General features: G+C 51.2%; 22 protein-coding genes. 17 read left to right on the top strand and 5 right to left on the bottom strand.

Annotated features, from left to right (window positions below; all coding sequences use genetic code 11):
* Positions 1-2: 2 nt before the first annotated feature.
* On the bottom strand, positions 3-881 hold the full coding sequence (gene dapA / locus N8M53_RS03620; RefSeq protein ID WP_269579517.1) for a 4-hydroxy-tetrahydrodipicolinate synthase: 879 nt from the start codon (positions 879-881) through the stop codon (positions 3-5).
* A 266-nt stretch (positions 882-1147) separates the two neighbouring features.
* On the opposite strand from dapA, the gene bcp reads away from it, so the two are divergent.
* A complete protein-coding gene (gene bcp, locus N8M53_RS03615; protein ID WP_269579516.1) occupies positions 1148-1618 on the top strand; it encodes a thioredoxin-dependent thiol peroxidase in 471 nt (156 codons plus the stop codon).
* A gap of 77 nt (positions 1619-1695) precedes the next feature.
* On the opposite strand, the gene N8M53_RS03610 is transcribed toward bcp, so the two are convergent.
* The 3 genes from N8M53_RS03610 to N8M53_RS03600 form a co-directional block, all read right to left on the bottom strand.
* Positions 1696-3132 carry an FAD-dependent oxidoreductase gene (locus N8M53_RS03610; protein ID WP_269579515.1) on the bottom strand — a complete coding sequence of 479 codons (1437 nt, stop codon included), beginning with the start codon at positions 3130-3132 and terminating at the stop codon, positions 1696-1698.
* A gap of 106 nt (positions 3133-3238) precedes the next feature.
* Positions 3239-4318, bottom strand: a complete 1080-nt coding sequence (locus N8M53_RS03605) for an AI-2E family transporter (RefSeq protein WP_269579514.1) — start codon at positions 4316-4318, stop codon at positions 3239-3241.
* Positions 4319-4328: 10 nt separating this feature from the next.
* Positions 4329-4547, bottom strand: coding sequence for a sulfurtransferase TusA family protein (locus N8M53_RS03600; protein ID WP_269579513.1), 219 nt, complete (start codon positions 4545-4547; stop codon positions 4329-4331).
* A 125-nt stretch (positions 4548-4672) separates the two neighbouring features.
* On the opposite strand from N8M53_RS03600, the gene N8M53_RS03595 reads away from it, so the two are divergent.
* The 4 genes from N8M53_RS03595 to N8M53_RS03580 are packed head-to-tail and all read left to right on the top strand — an operon-like array spanning position 4673 to position 7589.
* Positions 4673-6172 carry a M48 family metalloprotease gene (locus tag N8M53_RS03595; RefSeq protein ID WP_269579512.1) on the top strand — a complete coding sequence of 500 codons (1500 nt, stop codon included), beginning with the start codon at positions 4673-4675 and terminating at the stop codon, positions 6170-6172.
* A 23-nt stretch (positions 6173-6195) separates the two neighbouring features.
* Positions 6196-6552 carry an arsenate reductase (glutaredoxin) gene (arsC, locus tag N8M53_RS03590; RefSeq protein WP_269579511.1) on the top strand — a complete coding sequence of 119 codons (357 nt, stop codon included), beginning with the start codon at positions 6196-6198 and terminating at the stop codon, positions 6550-6552.
* On the top strand, positions 6549-7139 hold the full coding sequence (wrbA, locus tag N8M53_RS03585; RefSeq protein WP_269579510.1) for an NAD(P)H:quinone oxidoreductase: 591 nt from the start codon (positions 6549-6551) through the stop codon (positions 7137-7139). The genes arsC and wrbA overlap by 4 nt, the downstream gene beginning before the upstream one ends.
* Positions 7140-7175: 36 nt before the next feature.
* Entirely contained in the window at positions 7176-7589 is a 414-nt protein-coding gene (locus N8M53_RS03580) for a DUF2069 domain-containing protein (protein ID WP_077668172.1), read from the top strand.
* A gap of 66 nt (positions 7590-7655) precedes the next feature.
* Here the strand turns inward: N8M53_RS03580 and N8M53_RS03575 are convergent, their stop codons facing one another.
* On the bottom strand, positions 7656-8141 hold the full coding sequence (locus N8M53_RS03575; protein ID WP_077668171.1) for a zinc ribbon-containing protein: 486 nt from the start codon (positions 8139-8141) through the stop codon (positions 7656-7658).
* A 106-nt stretch (positions 8142-8247) separates the two neighbouring features.
* Between N8M53_RS03575 and leuS the strand changes: the two genes are divergently transcribed.
* The 12 genes from leuS (at position 8248) to lipA (ending at position 20530) form a co-directional block, all read left to right on the top strand.
* Positions 8248-10824, top strand: a complete 2577-nt coding sequence (leuS, locus tag N8M53_RS03570; RefSeq protein WP_269579509.1) for a leucine--tRNA ligase — start codon at positions 8248-8250, stop codon at positions 10822-10824.
* 14 nt (positions 10825-10838) lie between these two features.
* Positions 10839-11462, top strand: coding sequence for an LPS assembly lipoprotein LptE (lptE, locus tag N8M53_RS03565; protein ID WP_269579508.1), 624 nt, complete (start codon positions 10839-10841; stop codon positions 11460-11462).
* Positions 11462-12484, top strand: a complete 1023-nt coding sequence (gene holA, locus N8M53_RS03560; RefSeq protein WP_269579970.1) for a DNA polymerase III subunit delta — start codon at positions 11462-11464, stop codon at positions 12482-12484. The genes lptE and holA overlap by 1 nt, the downstream gene beginning before the upstream one ends.
* Positions 12485-12552: 68 nt before the next feature.
* The gene (rsfS, locus tag N8M53_RS03555; RefSeq protein WP_046073734.1) at positions 12553-12870 is read left to right on the top strand and encodes a ribosome silencing factor; all 318 of its coding nucleotides are present in this window, start codon (positions 12553-12555) and stop codon (positions 12868-12870) included.
* Positions 12871-12873: 3 nt separating this feature from the next.
* Positions 12874-13344 carry a 23S rRNA (pseudouridine(1915)-N(3))-methyltransferase RlmH gene (gene rlmH / locus N8M53_RS03550; RefSeq protein WP_269579507.1) on the top strand — a complete coding sequence of 157 codons (471 nt, stop codon included), beginning with the start codon at positions 12874-12876 and terminating at the stop codon, positions 13342-13344.
* Positions 13345-13350: 6 nt separating this feature from the next.
* Positions 13351-15231 (top strand): penicillin-binding protein 2, encoded by a 1881-nt coding sequence (mrdA, locus tag N8M53_RS03545; RefSeq protein ID WP_269579506.1) that lies wholly within the window; start codon positions 13351-13353, stop codon positions 15229-15231.
* Entirely contained in the window at positions 15228-16346 is a 1119-nt protein-coding gene (rodA, locus tag N8M53_RS03540; protein ID WP_269579505.1) for a rod shape-determining protein RodA, read from the top strand. The genes mrdA and rodA overlap by 4 nt, the downstream gene beginning before the upstream one ends.
* 2 nt (positions 16347-16348) lie before the next feature.
* The gene (locus tag N8M53_RS03535) at positions 16349-17170 is read left to right on the top strand and encodes a septal ring lytic transglycosylase RlpA family protein (protein WP_269579504.1); all 822 of its coding nucleotides are present in this window, start codon (positions 16349-16351) and stop codon (positions 17168-17170) included.
* Positions 17171-17282: 112 nt separating this feature from the next.
* A complete protein-coding gene (locus N8M53_RS03530) occupies positions 17283-18434 on the top strand; it encodes a serine hydrolase (RefSeq protein ID WP_407690284.1) in 1152 nt (383 codons plus the stop codon).
* 129 nt (positions 18435-18563) lie between these two features.
* Positions 18564-18833 (top strand): DUF493 family protein YbeD, encoded by a 270-nt coding sequence (gene ybeD, locus N8M53_RS03525; RefSeq protein WP_269579503.1) that lies wholly within the window; start codon positions 18564-18566, stop codon positions 18831-18833.
* Positions 18834-18917: 84 nt separating this feature from the next.
* Positions 18918-19568 (top strand): lipoyl(octanoyl) transferase LipB, encoded by a 651-nt coding sequence (gene lipB, locus N8M53_RS03520; protein ID WP_269579502.1) that lies wholly within the window; start codon positions 18918-18920, stop codon positions 19566-19568.
* Positions 19565-20530 carry a lipoyl synthase gene (lipA, locus tag N8M53_RS03515; protein ID WP_077668164.1) on the top strand — a complete coding sequence of 322 codons (966 nt, stop codon included), beginning with the start codon at positions 19565-19567 and terminating at the stop codon, positions 20528-20530. Before lipB ends, lipA begins: the two co-directional genes overlap by 4 nt.
* Positions 20531-20601 lie beyond the last annotated feature (71 nt).

The raw sequence follows: 20601 nt of genomic DNA, 5'->3' as shown, positions 1-20601 counted from the left end.
GCTTACACCGCACCTGCTACACGCAGTGCTTCTCGCACATCTGGACGCAAGTGCTCGCTTAATTCAGTTAATGGCAGACGAAGGTGTCCATCCGCAATCAAGCCCATTTCGCGGACAGCCCACTTCACTGGGATCGGATTGGCTTCGTCAAACAGGTGGCGATGTAGGGGGATCAAGGTTTCGTTAATGGCATGCGCTTGCTCAGCTTCACCCGCGCGCGCCAGTTTGATCATTTTAGCCATTTGCGCGGCCGCCACATTATTGGTCACGGAGATAACGCCGTGTCCCCCAGCCAGGACAAAATCTAGGCCAGTTAAATCATCGCCACTGAATAAGAGGAAATCATCGCCACAAAGTTCCCGATGAATCGCTACTCGGCTCACATCAGCGGTAGCATCTTTAAGACCAATGATGTTGTCGAATGCCGCCAGTCGCGCCACAGTCTCCGGTTGAAGGTCCACCGCAGTGCGCCCGGGCACATTATATAAAATTTGCGGCAAGTCGGTAGCTTCAGCAATGGCTTTGTAATGCTGGAACAAGCCTTCCTGGGTCGGTTTGTTGTAATAAGGGGTGACACTCAGGCAAGCAGCAACCCCTGAGCCGGCAAACATTTTGCTGAAAGTGATCGCTTCATGAGTGGCATTCGCCCCCGTTCCCGCGATAACCGGGATACGTCCGTCAGCAAACTCCAGGGTCTTCAACACAATTTTAATGTGCTCATCCACGGTGACTGTCGACGACTCACCCGTCGTCCCCACTGCGACAATCGCATCAGTGCCCGATTGGATATGAAACTCGACCAGTTTTTCCAGGCTAACGTAATCAACTTCGCCGTGTGCATCCATTGGTGTGACGAGCGCCACAATGCTTCCAGAAACCATGTTCGTCTCCCTTATTAGTGATGCTTGCAATGTTACTTTTGGCGCTGGGCAAACACAAGAATAACCCTGCGTCTAGGCATGTCTTAATCGACATTTTTTCATCGATAGACAATGTGCCTGATCGTTATAATCGAGGAGGGGGAAGTTTGCGTCAATGGGCAGTAAAATCCTGTCAAGTCAGTGATCCTATTATCAAAAACTTGCGTAATCTCGAGCACTCTCTATCATCGTCCATTCGGTTTACCGACAAAAAGGAAACGCAGCGCATGCAAACATTAACCGAAGGCGCACAAGCGCCCGATTTCTCACTACAAGATCAAAATGGCGATACGGTCACTTTGAGCCAGTTTCAAGGCGACAAGCGCGTGCTGGTCTATTTCTACCCCAAAGCAATGACACCAGGCTGTACCACGCAGGCCTGCTCGTTACGCGACACAAAAGCCGAGCTGGATGCACTTGATACCGTGGTGCTTGGCATTAGCCCAGATCCGGTGAAAAAACTGGCTCGTTTTGTTGAACGCGACGCGCTTAACTTCACACTGTTGAGCGATGAAGATCATGCCGTCGCCGATGCGTTCGGTGTCTGGGGACCGAAAAAATTCATGGGCAAAGAGTACGACGGCATTCATCGTCTAAGCTTTTTGGTCGGCAAAGATGGCAAGATAGAACATGTGTTTAACAAGTTTAAGACCAAGGATCACCACCAAGTGGTGCTTGATTACTTAAACCAAGCGTAACGTCAGTCGACGTTGGCTGCAAAGCAGCCTAAACGCCGTTCACCAAAAGCGCACGCACACCGTGCGCTTTTTTGTGATTAGCCTACAGGCTTTGCCAACGCCTCCGGGTATCCGCGGCGTGTTGCAAGCTCGCAAGCGGTATCGATTATCTTCGCAGTGTTGGGGCGCGACAGCGGGTGATAAGAGGTAGGAGAGATCCAACCTGCATCTTCAAACTGTGTCAGCACTTTATTAATCGCGGTCAGCGCCGACGATGCTTTGACAATTTCCAAGCGCGCATAACGCTCACCATCAAACGACACATCCGAGGCACGTAGCGAAGGATCATCGCCCGGAATTTGCTGTGCCCCACACAAGGGTTTGCCGCCTACTTCGGCCTGTTTAAACGCCGGTAACCACCGAGCAAAATGGTCAATGGCGCGATCAGTACGTTCGCACACTTCTTGCCAGTCCCATCCTTTATCGATGTTTTTCACATAACGCGCATCGACAGTCGGTTGTGCCGACTCCGCAGAGCTTTTCACCAAACCATGCTCAAACAAGGTCACGTCTTGAGTCATACCATGAAGTTGGAAGAAGCCATCTGGGTAGGGCGTCAATTGAGCCATACCTTGTGGGGTGCCCCGCTGGCCATGGACAATGATCTCTGGCCAGTGATATTCGGTACTTGTCCAGTGCGCGATATACGCGGCTTTGTACTCGACCAAACGCTCGCGACCAAACCCGGCCATATCATCGATCGTGCCCGTACGGAATCCGGCAGCATTGATCAGATAGTCAACCTCAGTGCTCTGTATCTGGCCAGTATGGTCTTTGTAGGTCACCTGCCACCCAGACGCCAAAGGCTGGGTATCCATCACTTTGTGATTGAAATTAAGCTGGCAATGAGGTGCGTCGGCAAGAGTCAACTGCGCTTCCGCTGCTAGGCGAAACACACTGAGTCCGTACTCTTGCACCAGCACTAACGGGTATTTCATTGCACTTAAATCGAGCGATTGCGCCACCGGCCACATCCACTGGTCCGCGGCATCCGTCACGCTGTGATAATCCTGGTTGCGTAATGCTTCCAGTTCGTCTTGCTGATACAAACGGAAATAATCGCTCGGCTCACCCATGACTTTATTGTCACTATCGAGCTTAACCAATTGCGCATAGCGCTCACGTAGGGTTTCTAGGCGAGCAATCACGCTGTCAAGTGAACCGGGATCTTGCTGAGGAACCGCCAACACGGTGGGCCGGCGATTGACCGAATGGGGGTACATACGCACCGTGGCCACTGACTGTTCAAGTAAGGTCAGGCATTGATCGAGTGATATGTCGCGGTACAAGTTGCCGCCCGCGTGCAAATGACAAATCGGTGGGCCACTCACCAAGCCGGTGCCCGCTTCAAACACCTGGGTATCCACGCCGCGCTCAGCCAAGCGCATTGCTGCTGTGGTCCCCGCAACACCGCCACCTATCACAGCGACGCGAAACTTTTCTACTTGCGTTTGTTCTTGACTGTGTTGTGCCATGCCAACCCTGTTTTCATTACTACTTCTGTGGGCCAAACTGATCACGGCATGTCAATGGTTACCTGCCGTTCAGCCCCTTTAATTAGGGGCATAGAGACAAGATGGATCACTCAACATCTGTCTTGGGATCGTCATCTAACTCAATCACTGGCAACGCTTGCCATACCGCTTTCACTAAGGTCGCTAATGGAATGGCAAAAAATACTCCCCAAAAACCCCAGAGTCCACCGAAAACCAGTACGGCTATTATGATAGCGACTGGGTGTAAGTTTACCGCTTCAGAGAAAAGCACGGGGACGAGCACATTGCCATCCAGCGCCTGAATGATCCCGTAGGCTATCATCACATACCAAAAGCCTGGCTCGAGCCCCCACTGGAACAAGGCAACAATCGCTATCGGGACGGTGACAATCGCCGCGCCAATATAAGGCACCAAGACAGAAAAGCCCGTCGCCACACTCAGTAGTACCGCATAGCGAAGATCTAACAGGCTAAAGGTCAAATAACTGGTCACCCCGACAATAATGATCTCTGTCACTTTGCCGCGGATGTAGTTGGAGATCTGCTGATTCATCTCATGGCCGACCCGGGAGGCAAGACGACGATTGCGCGGCAACAAGCCTTTGAACATCGCCAACATTTGCACTTTATCTTTGAGCAAAAAGAACACCAGCAGGGGGACTAAAATCAGGTATACCGCCACCGCGACTAAGTTCACCAAAGACGCCAATGAACCTTTTACCAGTGTTTCACCCAGGTTAAGCACTTTATTTTGCAAGGTATCGACGAAGGTGTTCACCATGTGTGGGTTAATCAGCTCTGGGTAGCGTTCTGGCAAACTCAGCATCAGTGCTTGCATGTTATTAAACATATTTGGCACATCGGCCACCAAGCTGACCCCCTGGTTCCATATGGTCGGCACCAACCCAAATAACGCCATCAAGGTTAAGCTGACAAACACAGTCAGTACCACCAGCACTGACAAAATGCGGGGCAAACCCAGCCGGCAGAGGCGATTTACCGGCCAATCGAGTAGATAAGCCATCACGATCGCCACCAGCAATGGAGCAAGCAAATTGCCAAAAAAGTAAATGGTAATAAAACCAAAAAGGAGGATCGCCACCAGGCTCACGGCATGTGGGTCAGAAAAACGTCGCCGATACCAGCGATGTAACATATCAAACATAAAAAGCCCGCTATTTCTTTGTGATGAGTAGCCGCGAAGCTGGCGTGTCTAACCACCTCATGCTGAAGCCTTCGCGTTTAAAGTACTTGGGGATATCGTCTTTCGCCCCTTGATCACCGAGTAAAATCACCAATTGCTCACCTGACGGCAATAACGCGGCAGCGCGCTTTGCTAGCAATAGCGCCATTGGACAAACATGTTCTCGCAAATCAAGTGTTTGAGATTCCATTCTGGCTCACCGGTCGGTATTATCGTCAGTATTGTAATGGACATTAGATAGAACGCCAACGAAACCCTTGCGGCTTTTGTCGGTCTGTACCTAAGTACATCCTGCATTTAAAGGTCATCACGCTTATGTCATCTCGCGCACCTTGCTCGAACAAAGGAACAAAGGCTCGTCGCCTACTCGCTTATGCACTGGCGGGCGTGTTAGCGAGCGCACCTGTGTCTGCACGCGTTGAGTCATACCAAAGCGATTTGCCTGATATTGGTACTGCCGCCGTCAGTACCTTATCGGTTGCCAAAGAGAAAGAATTTGGTGATGCCTACATGCGGATGCTAAGAGCCAGTAAGCCCATCATCAGCGATCCTTTGCTCAACGAGTACATTAATGGCTTAGGCCATCGACTGGTGGCGAATGCTAACGACGTTCGTACGCCCTTTCGATTTATTCTCATTGATAACAAGGCCATCAACGCCTTTGCGTTTTTCGGTGGCTACGTGGCCATGCACTCTGGGCTGTTCCTTCACGCAAAAACGGAAAGCGAGCTGGCATCGGTGATGGCCCACGAAATCGCCCACGTGACCCAACGTCATTTGGCAAGAAGCATGGAAGAGCAAGCACAAACCTCACCGCTCACGGTGGCCGCCTTAGTGGGGTCGTTGATGCTTGCCATCGCAGCACCTGAAGCTGGGATTGCAGCGGCACATGCCGCCACGGCTGGCAGTATGCAAAACCAAATAAACTTCACCCGTCGCAATGAAGAAGAAGCCGACCGGATCGGCATTGAAACCCTCGCGCGCGCGGATTTTAATGTACAAGCGATGCCGCGATTTTTCTCGCGATTGGCCGATGAATATCGCTATGCCAGTCAAATGCCTGAATACTTCAGCACGCACCCCTTACCCGCTTCACGGATCACCGACTCGCGTGCTCGTGCCCGCCAATACCCGCAAAAGCGGGTGCCTGTCTCGCCGGATTATCAGCTGGCGCGCGCGCGCATCGTCGCGCGATATAGCGGTATCGCCAGTCGCTCTGCCATGGATTGGTTTGAACGGCGTCATAAAGAGGCCTCGCCGGCCGAAAAACAAAGTCTCGATTACGGGATGGCGCTGCTTGATATTGATGCACGTCGGTTTGACGACGCGCGTGAAAAGTTAACCCCACTGATCAAGGCACAACCTAATAATCGATTTTTCATCGATGCGATGACCGATTTAAACATCGGTGAGAAACAGTACGACAAGGCACTATCACGCCTTGAGCAGGCGTTGAACCATCAACCTAACAACCGCGTATTGTTGCTCAATCGTGCCTACACCCTCGTCAAGGCTAAACGAGGAGGCGAGGCAATCTCGATGCTGGAGCGGTATACGCACCAGCACCCTGATGACAGCAACGGCTGGTTTTTGTTACAACAAGCCTACGAAAATACGGGGACGCATCGAGACGGCGAGCTGGCTGCACAAGGTGAGCGCTATGCATTGCGCGGACAGTGGGACAAAGCCATTCGTAACTATACCCAAGCCGCTCAGCTCGCAGAGTTAGGCAGCTTAGCGCAAGCACGGTATGATGCACGTCTCGACCAACTGCGTCGCCAGCAAGCTCGCTTTAAAGCGCTTAGCGATCGGTAATTCAATCAAAAAGGATCATTGTTGTGACCACCATTACCCTCTACCACAACCCGCGTTGCTCCAAAAGCCGTGAAACACTTAAATTGCTCGAGTCTCACGGTGTGACGCCTACCATTATCAAGTACCTTGAGAACCCACTTTCTGCTGAAGCCTTGTCAATGTTAAAACAGCAACTCGGACTCAACTCATTTCGGGAGATGATGCGAACCAAAGAAGCGGACTATAAAGCGGCGAATTTGGGCGATGCCTCAGTGGATGAAACACAACTGCTCAATGCCATGGTTAATAACCCTAAGCTGGTCGAGCGCCCGATTGCGGTAAAAGGCGAAAAGGCGGTGATTGGTCGTCCGCCAGAGAACGTACTAGCGCTGATAAAATGACAAAGGTATTGGTGCTTTACTACAGCCGGTCAGGAAATACACGTAAGCTTGCCCAACAAGTGGCTCGGGGCATCGAGGCTCAAGGCGTGGAAGCGGTGCTGCGTACTGTCCCTGAACTGCCCGCTTACCCTGATGGCCAAACCCCAGCCTCGACGGCGAAAGACCCTTTTGTCACTCGGCAAGATTTGTTGGATTGCCATGGCTTGGCCCTTGGCAGCCCTGTGCGCTTTGGTAACATGGCCGCGCCCTTAAAGCAGTTTATCGACAGCACCAGTGGCGAGTGGTTATCAGGTGCACTGATTGATAAACCCGCGGCCGTGTTTGGCGCGGGCTCTATGCTGCATGGCGGGCAAGAAACCACCCTACTCACCATGACAGTGCCACTACTTCATCATGGCATGATGCTGCTCGGTGTCCCACATAGCGAGCGCGCGTTACACACCACAGAAGGCGGTGGTTCACCTTATGGTGCGTCAAGTGTGGCTGATGCAAACCAGCCTTTAATGGCAGACGAAAAACAAATCGCCAAAGCCTTAGGCCAACGTCTCGCGCGTTTCGCGCAAACCGTTCACCATCACTTGGGATAAAAGGATAAAATTGTGACTGACTCTCGGCTTGCATTAATGCGTAAGCTCTCGTTGTTGAGTAACCTCGGCCTGATTGCCTGGGTGATAATCTGGCACGCATCGTTATCGCCCCACCCTCACCTTAATGCTTTGGCGGTGACCATCGGCTGGACCATTCCTCTTCTACTCCCGCTCCCGGGGATCGTGAAAGGAAAAGCCTTTACCCATGCGTGGGCGAACTTTATTTTGATGTTTTACTTTTTACACGCCTTAACCCTTATTTATGTTGATGAAGGGGAGCGTTGGCTAGCCGCGACTGAGCTCGTCTTAGTGACTTGTGCGTTCGCCAGCAACATTGTCTTTGCGCGTTGGATGGGAAAATCACAAGGCCTGAAGCTGCCACGTCTTTCCCAAGTAGAACGTGAAGAACGTCAGCGTTTTGAAGGCAAGGATAACGTCTCGTCTGACTGATCACTGACCTTTATCCTCGCCCTTGCCATGTTAACCGCCTCGGCGAAGCCAAGCACCGTGCTTGGCTTATACTGGGTACGGGCGGCGAGAGAAATACCGGTGACCACACTTGCTACATGGGGCAATCACATCTACGCGGCTATGGCGTGTTTGGTGTTGGCACTGTTCGCATTGCAAGACGCCCAACCCCACAATTTCGCCGGCTTCATACACACCATGATGCTGAAGGTCGTCGAATACTTCCCGCCACTCTAGCTGAGTGCGGTCGGTGATTTCTGCCAGTTGCTCCCAAATCGAGTTAGCAATCAGATCGTTAAACACCTGGCTATCAATGTCCTCGTCTTGGGACTTGTTATACTGCTCGCCAAAGGCTTTCACGTCGCGCTTAAAGTAAGCTTCAATTAACGCCCACTCATCTTTGGTCAGATCCGCGGCCGCTTTGAGGTATTGATCAGATAACTCGACCCAGCGAGACAAAGCCTCTGGACTGTTTTCCAGCGCCTCTTTTACCCGCTCAATGATACTTTGTTGGGGTTCTTTCTCTTTATTCATGGTTCCGTCCTGATTCAAGTGTTGTTGCGGTCTCTGCCTTTCGTTATTCTATGACGATATTTCTCTTTCAGGTTTTACCTTTCTCACAGAATCTCGGAAGCCATCGATGCAAAAACAATATAGCCCGCAAGATATTGAACAAAAAGTTCAAGCCCATTGGGACGACAATAAAACCTTTGTGGCTCATGAAGACCCTAACAAAGAAAAATTCTACTGTCTTTCTATGTTCCCTTACCCCAGTGGCCGACTTCACATGGGGCATGTCCGTAATTATACCATCGGTGATGTCATCTCGCGTTATCAGCGCCTGCAAGGCAAGAATGTGATGCAGCCTATTGGTTGGGACGCATTTGGTTTGCCTGCAGAAGGGGCCGCCATCAAAAACAAAACCGCCCCTGCGCCTTGGACTTACGAAAACATTGATTACATGAAAGGCCAGCTGAAAATGCTGGGCTTTGGTTACGACTGGGATCGCGAAGTCGCGACCTGTAGCCCTGATTACTACCGCTGGGAGCAAGAATTCTTTACCACGCTTTATAACAAAGGCTTGGTCTACAAAAAAACCTCGTCAGTGAATTGGTGTCCACACGATCAAACCGTGTTGGCGAACGAGCAGGTGCATGAAGGCTGCTGCTGGCGTTGTGACACCCCTGTGGAGCAAAAAGAAATTCCACAGTGGTTTATCAAGATCACCGATTATGCAGAAGAGCTGCTGCAAGACATCGACAAACTGGATGGCTGGCCAGAGATGGTAAAAACCATGCAGCGCAACTGGATTGGCCGCTCAGAAGGCGTTGAGCTGACCTTTGACGTGGAAGGTGAGCACCCTGCACTGGATGTGTACACCACCCGTCCTGATACCTTAATGGGCGTGACCTATGTCGGCATTGCCGCCGGTCACCCACTGGCCGATGCCGCGGCCAAGAACAACCCAGCCTTGGCTGAATTTGTACAAGAGTGCCGTAACACCAAAGTGGCGGAAGCTGAGCTTGCCACCATGGAGAAAAAAGGCATGGCAACCGGCCTGTACGCGACCCACCCCCTTAATGGCCGTCGCGTGCCTATCTTTGTCGCCAATTTTGTCCTGATGGACTACGGTACTGGTGCGGTCATGGCCGTGCCTGCCCACGACCAGCGCGACTTTGAGTTCGCCAGCAAGTACAGCTTGGATATTGAGCCGGTGATCCTGGACGAAAATGGCAACGCGCCTGACTTGTCTGAGCAAGCACATACCGAAAAAGGCAAGCTATTTAACTCCGGTGAATTCGATGGCTTAGACTTTGATGCCGCGTTTGATGCGATTGCCGCCAAGCTTGAGTCTTTGGGCAAAGGCAAGAAAACCGTTAACTTCCGTCTTCGTGATTGGGGCGTTTCTCGTCAGCGTTATTGGGGCGCACCTATCCCTATGCTGAACACCGAAGACGGTGACGTGGTGCCAGTCCCGACGGATGAACTGCCCGTGATCCTGCCAGAAGATGTGGTGATGGATGGGGTACAAAGCCCGATTAAAGCGGACAAACAGTGGGCGCAAACCCAATACCAAGGCAAGCCTGCACTGCGTGAAACCGACACCTTCGATACCTTTATGGAATCGTCTTGGTACTATGCGCGCTATTGCTCGCCACAAGCCGATCAGATGCTCGATCCAAGTGCTGCCAACTACTGGCTACCTGTGGATCAATATATCGGCGGCATTGAGCACGCCTGTATGCACCTTCTTTACTCTCGCTTCTTCCACAAGTTGCTGCGTGATGAAAACATGGTCGATAGCGACGAGCCGTTTAAGCAACTGCTCTGTCAGGGCATGGTGCTGGCTGATGCTTTCTATTACACCGATGATAAAGGTGTGCGCGTATGGGTGTCACCAACCGAAGTCACCGTCGAACGTGACAGCAAAGGCCAAATTGTTAATGCGGTAGATAGCCAAGGCAATGCGGTTACTCATGCGGGCATGACCAAGATGTCGAAGTCGAAAAACAACGGCATTGACCCGCAATTAATGGTAGAAAAATACGGCGCCGATACGGTACGCCTGTTCATGATGTTCGCCGCGCCCGCGGATATGACCCTAGAGTGGCAAGAATCAGGGGTCGAGGGCTCACATCGCTTCTTGCGTCGCGTATGGAAACTGGTTTACGAGCACAGTCAGCAAGGGCCTGTCGTGGCACTGGATGCTAGCGCACTCAACAATGAGCAAAAAACGCTGCGCCGCGAGGTGCACAAAGCCATTGCCAAAGTCAGTGATGACATGGGTCGCCGTCAAACCTTTAACACCGCTATCGCAGCGATTATGGAGCTGATGAACCGATTGGTAAAAGCGCCACAGCAAAGTGAACAAGACCGCGCGGTGCTCGACGAAGCCCTTAAAGCCGTGGTATTGATGCTTTATCCCATCACCCCACATATCTGTTTTAGCCTGTGGAATGCACTGGGCGAGACTCACATCGACGATGCGGCGTGGCCACAAGCCGACGAAGCAGCCATGGTTGAAGATGAGAAACTGATCATCGTCCAAGTTAACGGTAAACTGCGCGCCAAGATCACCGTCGCCGCTGATGCGGAGAAAGAGGCCGTAGAAGCCCAAGCGATGGCGGATGAAAACGTGGTGAAATTTACCGAAGACAAAACCGTGCGCAAGGTGATTTACGTGCCTGGCAAGCTGGTTAACATTGTTGCCAACTAACAAGGAGCGATGGAGTGAATCTGTTTAAGACAATGCTTCGCTCCCTGCTTGTCGCGATGGTCTGTTTGACCATCGCGTCTTGCGGGTTTGCCTTACGCGGCAGCTACAATCTGCCCGATGAGGTTGATAAGGTCTCATTAACCAGCTTTGACCCTTACGGCGAGCTCACCCGGCAAATGCGAAATGCCTTGCGTCAACACAAGGTCGATCTTGTCTCTCCTTCCAAGGAGGTGGCCAATATCCACTTGCTCGGTGAAAGCAATAGCGAAAAAACGCTATCGCTTTACCAAAACAGCCGCGTGGCGGAGAAAGAGTTTCGCTATGTTGCCCGTTATCGCGTCACGATCCCCGGTAAAGGGAGTTATAGCTATAACACCACTTTAAGCCGTAACTTTCTTGATAACCCACTGACAGCGTTGGCAAAGTCCGTTGAGGAAGATAAATTGGTCGCTGAGATGCGTACAGAGGCCACTCGTCAAATCATGCGTCAACTTTCCCAGCTAAAAGGCGATATTGCTGAGTTTGAGCGCCAGCAGGCCGAACAAGCGGCGATGAAAGATCTCGAGCAAGGTGACACGCCGACTAAGCCAGACGTTATCATTGAAACGCGACAAACCGAAACGAACCCCGCGCAATGATGAGAACCTACCCCGACCAATTGGCGCAGCAGCTCAGCCAGCCACTGCGCCAATGCTATTTGGTCTTTGGCTCCGACCCACTACTCAAGCTAGAAGCACGAGACGCTATCTCACAGGCGGCTCGCGCCCAAGGCTTTGAAGAGCATCATAAATTTGTTATTGATGGACAGCTCGACTGGCAAGAGATAATTGACTGCTGTCAAGCGCTTAGCTTATTTGCGTCTCGACAGATCATTGAGCTGACTTGTCCGGAAAACGGTTTAACCAGCGCACAGACTAAACAGCTGACCGAACTGGCGACTTACCTACACCCTGATGTGCTCTTGTTGGTTCAAGGGGAAAGACTCAATAAAAAACAAGAAAGCGCCAAATGGTTTTCAGCGCTCGCCCAACACGGCTTATACGTGGTGTGTAATACCCCGGATGCCCGTCAACTCCCGCGTTTTATTGAGCAACGGTGTCGCCAGTTAGGGCTAAAGCCAGACCAACCTGCGCTACAGTTGTTAGCACAATGGCATGAAGGAAACCTCCTCGCCTTAGTGCAAAGTCTGCATATCTTGCAGCTACTTTATCCTGATGGGGCACTCACCTTGCCTCGTATCGAGAGTTCGCTATCGCGCCATCATCACTTTACCCCCTTTCAGCTCACCGATGCGCTGCTAGCAGGAAAAGCACAACGCGCACAGCGGATACTTGATCAGCTTCATGCTGAAGGTGAAGAGCCCACCCTCCTTTTAAGACTGATCCAAAGGGAGCTAAAGCAGTTGTACACCATTCACGAGCAAGGACAAAAAGGCAGACCGCTGAATGCCATCTTTGACCAATTCCGTGTGTGGCAAACACGTCGTCCCATGCTCACTGCCGCTCTCAATCGGCTTAACAAAGCCCGATTGACCGCACTGCTGCGCCGCTTAGCGCAGGTAGAAGTCAGACTAAAAACGGATTTTGGTAGCGACCCTTGGCCGGATTTGCAGTATTTTTGTGCACTCATGTGCCAAGCGTCCGAACCACTGGCTCCCTAGCGTGTCCAAAGGGTTAGCAAATGGTATACTGGCCTAATAAGACCATCAGCAACACATAGAGGTTTTCTTTGCAAGCTAACGAGTTAAAACAGTTTGTGACCGATAAGGTCGATGAGTTAAAAGCCAGCGATATTGTGACCCTGGATGTACGTGATAAATCATGCATTACCGACTTTTTAGTGCTGTGTACCGGCAACTCCCGCCGTCACGTTGCCTCCATCGCCGAACATGTGTGTGAGCAGGCCCAAGCCGTTGATATCGACTCGCTCGGCACAGAAGGGCAAGATGACAGCGAATGGGTTGTGGTTGATTTAGGTGACGTCATGGTGCACGTCATGCAAGAAGAGCAACGCCAGCTCTATCAATTGGAAAAGCTCTGGAACTAAACCATGAAAATCCAATTGATTGCGGTCGGCAATAAAATGCCTAAATGGGTAGAGCAAGGCTTTGAAGAATACCAACGCCGCTTTCCGAAAGACATGCCACTCGAGCTGATTGAAGTGCCAGCCGGCAAGCGTGGCAAAAATGCCGACATTGCCCGCATCTTGCAAAAAGAAGGGGAAGCCATGCTGGCGGCGGTCAGTCGTGGCAGCCGCATTGTAACACTCGATATTCCCGGCAAGCCTTGGGATACACCGCAATTGGCTAACCAATTGGAAAAGTGGAAGCTTGATGGCCGCGATGTCGCCATTTTGATCGGTGGGCCAGAAGGGCTCGCGCCACAGTGTAAAGCCGCCGCCGAGCAAAGCTGGTCACTGTCACCACTGACCCTCCCCCACCCGCTAGTGCGCATCATTATGGCCGAGAGCCTGTATCGCGCGTGGAGCTTGACCACCAATCATCCGTATCATCGAGAATAAGCAAAGATGAAGCGCCAACGAGTTGAAATCCGAGACCACAGCGCCGAGGCGGCCTTGTTTGTACGACGCGCTATCGTCTGTTTTGTCGGTATTATGGCGCTGGTTGGGGTGCTCCTGACTAACCTTTATCATATTCAGGTGACCGAGCACCAAGACTACCAAACACGCTCGAACGATAACCGTATCAAAGTTGTCCCCGTCGCCCCTAACCGCGGGCTTATTTACGATCGCAACGGAAAGTTACTGGCTGAAAACCGCCCCGTTTATCACTTAGAAGTGACCCCTGAACAAGTCGATGATATGCCGGCAACCCTGGCTCAGCTAAAAGACTTACTTTCATTGACCGACAAAGACATTACGCGCTTCCAGAAAGAGCGTCGCCGCTCGCGACGTTTTAATGCCGTGGCATTGAAAACTCAGCTCACCGACAAAGAAGTCGCGATTTTTTCCGCGCACCAGCATCAGTTTTCTGGGGTGGAAATCAAAGCCTACTTAAAGCGCCATTATCCCTATGGTGACGCACTCACCCATGTGCTCGGATATGTCGCCAAGATTAATGATCGCGATATTGCCAAGCTAAGACAAAAAGGGGTGCTCAATAACTACAAAGCAACCCGAGATATTGGCAAGCTAGGGATTGAAAAATACTACGAGTCAACACTGCATGGTAAAGCCGGCTACCAAGAAGTTGAGGTGAACAGCCGTGGCCGTGTGATACGTACACTTAAATATGTACCGCCGCAGCCGGGCAAAGATCTGATTCTTAACCTCGACATTGACCTGCAGCTCTATGTGCGCGGCATCCTTGGGGATCGCAGAGGTGCAGTGGTCGTCGTCGACCCTGACACCTCGGGTGTCTTGGCCATGGTCTCCACCCCAAGCTATGATCCTAACTTATTTGTGCACGGTATTTCTGGCAAGCAATACCGGCAGCTGCTGAACGATAAAGATCGTCCCTTGGTAAATCGCGCCACTCTTGGCATTTATCCCCCCGCCTCGACGGTGAAACCTTTCATTGCTGTCGCCGCTTTAGAAGAAGGTGTGGTCACCACCAAAACCACGCGTAATGACCCAGGTTATTGGCGGATCCCCAACTCAGACACTCGCCCCTTCCGCGATTGGCTGCCGTGGGGCCACGGACGCGTAAACATCGTGCAATCGATCGAGGAGTCAGTTGATACCTTCTTCTATCAAATTGCTTATGACATGGGGATCGATAAACTCTCTATGTGGATGGAAAAGTTTGGCTTTGGCCAATACACAGGCATCGACATTCAAGAAGAAAGCAGCGCTAATATGCCTAACCGCGAATGGAAGATGAGCCGCTACCGCCAACCTTGGTACAAAGGTGACACGATTCCAGTCGGGATTGGACAAGGCTATTGGACGGCAACCCCGATGCAGATCGTTAAAGCATTAACGGTGCTGATCAACCGTGGCGAAGTCAAAGCGCCCAAACTATTAAACAAAACACGCGATGAACACGGCACCCACAAGCCCGACGCCGAGCCCTTTCCTCCGATTAAAGGCGTCGACGATAAATATTGGGATGTTGGCCTCAAAGGCATGCAACTGGTTAACCACGGCCGCAAAGGAACCGCGCGTCGTTCATTCCGTTCAGCGGAATATTTATCTGGCGGGAAATCAGGTACCGCGCAGGTATTCGGGCTGGGTGAAGACGAAGAATATAACGCGGACGAAATTGCTGAACACCTGCGAGATCATGCACTTTTCATCGGTTTTGCGCCCTTTGAAAGCCCAGAAGTCGCTGTCTCTATGGTACTCGAAAACGCTGGCGGTGGTTCGAGCAACGGTGGCCCTATTGCCCGCCGCATCTTCGACCATATTTTGTTAGAAGACAAAGAGACAAAAGAGGCTAAACAATGAGTTCACTTGCCCAAGTCAGCGCGAAACGCTCTTTGTTCGATCGCTTGCACCTCGACTTGCCGATGCTCGTCGGTATTCTATTACTCATGGGCTTCGGGCTTGTGGTGATGTATAGCGCCAGTGGGCAAAGCATGGTGATGATGGAACGCCAGGCCATTCGTATGTTATTGGCTTTGGCTGTCATGTTCGCCCTTGCCCAAGTACCGCCTCGTCACTATGAATTTTGGGCGCCGTATTTGTATGCGATCGGTGTGGTGTTGCTGGCCGCCGTTTTGTTGGTGGGCGAGACCGCAAAAGGGGCACAACGTTGGCTCGATCTCGGTTTTGTCACTTTCCAGCCATCAGAGATCATTAAACTTGCGGTACCGCTCATGCTGGCGCGCTTTATTGGCAAAGACCCGCTCCCCCCCAAGTTTACCCACTTGCTGATTGCGCTGGTGTTACTGTTTGTTCCCACTATTATGATTGCCAAGCAACCCGACTTGGGAACATCAATACTGATTGCCGCCTCAGGGGTGTTTGTTTTGTTTCTGGCCGGGATTAGCTGGAAAATTATTACAGCAGCAGTGATTGCGCTTGCCAGTTTTGTCCCTGTGCTTTGGTTTTTCCTGATGCACGACTATCAGCGCACCCGCGTACTCACCCTGTTTAACCCAGAGTCCGATCCCTTGGGGGCGGGCTATCATATCATTCAGTCTAAGATTGCTATTGGTTCTGGTGGCTTAAGCGGCAAAGGCTGGTTGCAAGGGACACAGTCCCAATTGGAGTTTCTCCCTGAGCGGCACACCGACTTTATTTTTGCCGTCATCGCTGAAGAGTGGGGGTTGATTGGTGTCTGCGTGTTGCTGGCTTTGTATCTCTTTTTGATTGGCCGAGGGCTGATGCTCGCCAGCCGCGCCCAAACGGCATTTGGCCGAATGATGGCAGGCAGTATCGTTTTAAGCTTTTTTGTTTATGTTTTTGTCAATATTGGCATGGTCAGCGGCATTCTTCCTGTGGTTGGGGTACCCTTACCGCTTATCAGTTATGGTGGCACCTCCATGGTCACCTTGATGGCCGGTTTTGGCATTCTGATGTCTATTCACACTCATCGTAAAATGTTATCCAGGGCATAAACATGCGAGCTATTATCATTTCTAGCGCTATCGTCTTATTAAGTGCATGCAGCAGTCAACAAGGTCGCTACGACATGCACAGTGATAAAGCACCTGAGACGGTGCCACAAGTTATTCACGCAGAAAACGCACAACCCAGATATGAGCCCTACAGCCTCGCAGGTAACAAGGATTACACGTTAAATGGTCAGCGCTACCAAATCTTACGTGATCCAAAAGGCTACCGAGAGGCGGGGATTGCTTCTTGGTACGGTGAGAAATTTCATGGCCATCGCACCTCCAATGGTGAAGTGTATGATATGTACTCCATGTCTGCGGCGCACAAAACCCTTCCGCTGCCCAGTTACGTGGAAGTCACTAACCAGAATAACGGTAAAACAGCGATTGTACGCGTCAACGATCGTGGGCCCTTTCACAATAAACGCTTGATAGACCTGAGTTATGCTGCCGCCAAAAAGCTGGATGTCCTAAAAACGGGCACCGCCCCCGTGTCCTTGCGCCTCCTAACGCCGAGCAAACCAGCGGATGACGAATGGCACTCCGCTCGCCATCATGCCTATTATGTACAACTCGCCGCGCTATCGAATGGCCTAAAAGCCAATCAAACAGCGGAACAATTGGCGAAAACCCATGGTCTACCTACACATATTGCCCGCCGTGATACCGTTTATCGTGTTCGCTTTGGTCCTTTTTATGATCGAGAAAAAGCGCAACAAGCGATGCGCGCGGCAAAGCAGCATCAGTTGCCGGGGGCATTTATCGTCACCGAAGCACTTGTTAATGGCGACACACCTGCCACAAGCGCTAAAACAAATAATCAATAAGTTAAAGAAATCGACCCTGTCCCTCTATTCGCAATTTGGTATAGTGAAGGCACAGTATCGACATCGATAACCGACATAAGTACTAACAATGATGAATAAAACCGTTTTCCGCATGCGTACACTGCTTTCTGCAGCCTTGTTCGCCTCTGCTACCGCTCAAGCCGCGCCTGCTGTTGTCCCTGATGCGCCGCAAATTGCCGCCAAAGGCTACGTATTGATGGATTATCATTCCGGCGAGGTACTGGCTGAAAACAACGCCTATCAACGCCTTAATCCTGCCAGTCTGACGAAAATGATGACCAGCTACGTGATTGGTCAGGAGGTTGAGCGTGGCAATATCTCAATGGATGATGACGTCGTCATTAGTGAGAATGCCTGGGCCAAAAACTTCCCCGGCTCTTCGAAGATGTTTATCGAAGTCGGCACCACGGTCAAAGCAGCCGATCTGAATCGTGGCATTATCATCCAGTCGGGCAACGATGCCTGTGTCGCGATGGCTGAGCATGTGGCTGGCTCAGAGGACGCCTTTGTCGATTTAATGAACCGCTGGGGCGAAACCTTGGGCATGGACAGCACCCATTTTTCCAATGTCCACGGTTTAGACTCCAAAAACCTTTACACCACACCGTATGACATGGCGCTGCTCGGCCAAGCCCTGATTCGCGATGTGCCTGCGGAATACCGAATTTATAAAGAGAAGGCCTTCACCTATAACGGCATCACGCAATACAACCGTAATGGCTTGCTGTGGGATAAGAGCCTTAACGTCGACGGTATCAAAACAGGCCACACCGAGGGCGCAGGCTACAACTTGGTCACTTCAGCGACTGAAGGAGACATGCGTCTTATCTCGGTGGTGATGGGCACGAAAAGTGCCAATGCCCGTAAAGCAGAGAGCAAGAAGCTACTCAACTATGGTTTCCGCTTCTTTGAAACCGTCGCGCCACACAAAGCCAACGAAACCTTTGTCACAGAAAAGGTCTGGATGGGTGATACAGACGAAGTCGCGCTAGGCGTCACTGAAGATACCTTTGTCACCCTGCCTCGTGGCAAGGCACAAGATCTTAAAGCCAGTTTTGTGCTCGACAACACTTTGGAAGCGCCTATCAGTAAAGGGGATGTCGTAGGCAAGCTCTTCTATCAAGTGGATGATGAAGACGTGGCTGAGTATCCACTCGTCGCGTTAAACGATGTTGAAAAAGGCGGCCTTTTTAGTCGCTTAATAGACTACATCGTAATGATGTTCAAAAACCTCGTCGGTTAATCGCTCTCCGTGCCGCCCACCAACTTGGTGGGCGGCTTGTTTTCTCGCGCTTGGCAGATTAGTATTTCGCGTTAATCGTGATCAATCGCACAAACGCGTGCCTCTATCAGCCTGCAGTTGGGAGTTAACATGCAAGAGCAACCGAAATTAAAAGATCTGTTGGAGTTTCCTTGCCAATTCACCTACAAGGTGGTGGGCCAGGCAAAACCTGAGCTACCCGATCATGTGTTGACCGTGATCCAGCGTCATGCGCCAGGCGACTACAGCCCTGCTGTTAAACCGAGTGCTAAAGGCACTTACCACTCTGTCTCTATCACTATTAAGGCGACATCCATTGAACAAGTGGAAACCTTATATAAAGAGCTGGGTGAGATTGAAATTGTCCGCATGGTTCTCTAATACGAATACCCACACGACTGGCGGCTTTAAATCACGCTGCCAGCCTCTATAATATCGCCACTGACAACAACACGGGAAATGGGTTTGCTGCACCAACTCGTTGTAAGGCACCTTGGCCGTCAACCATACCTACGCGTCTGGGAACAGATGCGAGACTTTACCGATCGTCGCGACGAAAACACGCGTGATGAAGTCTGGCTGGTTGAGCATGATCCGGTTTTTACCCAAGGACAAGCGGGAAAAACGGAACATGTGTTGGTCCCAGGAGACATCCCAGTCGTACAATCAGACCGAGGTGGGCAAGTGACCTATCATGGGCCAGGCCAGCTCGTCGCCTATTTCCTGATAAATCTCAAACGTAAAAAAGTCGGTGTGCGGGCGCTCGTTAGCCATATTGAAGATCTTGTGGTGAGCACATTAGCACACTTCCACGTTGACGCTTACGCCCGCCCAGATGCGCCTGGTGTTTACGTTAGCGATGCAAAAATATGTTCTCTTGGGCTCCGTATTCGTCGCGGGTGCTCATTCCATGGACTGGCACTCAACATCAATATGGACTTATCACCGTTTCAGCGTATTAATCCATGTGGTTACGCTGGTATGGCCATGACGCAACTGAGCGATCAGGTTGGCAAAGTCACGCTCGAGGACGTTCAACCTGTGCTGGTAGACACTTTAACTCAACAGCTGATGTATTCTGAGGTTGAGTTTACAACGGAAAGCAGCGATTTATGAGCAAACCGATTCAGATGGAACGCGGTGTTAAGTACCGCGACGCCGACAAAATGGCGCTTATCCCGGTCAAAAATATGCCGGCCGAGCAAAAAGAAGTGCTGCGTAAGCCTGATTGGATGAAGATCAAGCTCCCGGCTGAAACCGCACGTATTAAAGAAATCAAAGACGCGATGCGCAAAAACAACCTTCACTCTGTGTGTGAAGAAGCCTCGTGTCCCAACCTTGCAGAGTGCTTCAGCCACGGTACGGCAACGTTTATGATTCTCGGGGCCATCTGTACCCGTCGTTGCCCTTTCTGTGATGTCGCCCATGGTCGTCCTGTCGCCCCTGATAGCGAAGAGCCAAAACACTTAGCGCAAACTATCAAAGACATGAAACTGCGCTATGTGGTGATCACCTCGGTTGACCGTGATGATTTGCGTGACGGTGGTGCCCAGCATTTTGTCGATTGTACCCGTGAGATCCGCGCGCTCAATCCAGAGATCCAAATAGAGACATTGGTTCCTGACTTCCGCGGCCGTATGGATCGTGCACTGGATATCTTGCAAAACAATCCACCCGACGTCTTCAACCATAATTTAGAGACAGCGCCACGCTTGTACCGCAAAGCGCGCCCTGGTGCCAATTACCAGTGGTCACTGGATCTGTTGAAAAAGTTTAAAGAGATACACCCCAACGTCCCTACCAAGTCAGGTTTGATGATGGGATTAGGGGAAACCAAAGAAGAGATCATCGAGGTCCTCAAAGACTTACGTGCGCACGGTGTCACTATGCTCACTCTTGGCCAGTACTTGGCACCAAGCCGTCACCACTTGCCGGTAGAGCGTTACGTGCCACCTGAAGAGTTTGACGAGCTGAAAGAGATTGCCCTTGACTTGGGCTTCACCCATGCCGCATGCGGCCCGTTTGTTCGCTCTTCTTATCATGCCGATCTACAAGCGAAAGGTGTAGAAATTAAATAGACGTCCAGACTGTCGAGACAAAAAACCGCTAGTCTGGCTAGCGGTTTTTTATTGTCAGTTATCTTGGATGC

The organism is Salinivibrio kushneri (assembly GCF_027286325.1).
GTDB lineage: Bacteria > Pseudomonadota > Gammaproteobacteria > Enterobacterales > Vibrionaceae > Salinivibrio > Salinivibrio kushneri_A.
This window is presented reverse-complemented; position numbering and strand designations above follow the sequence as displayed.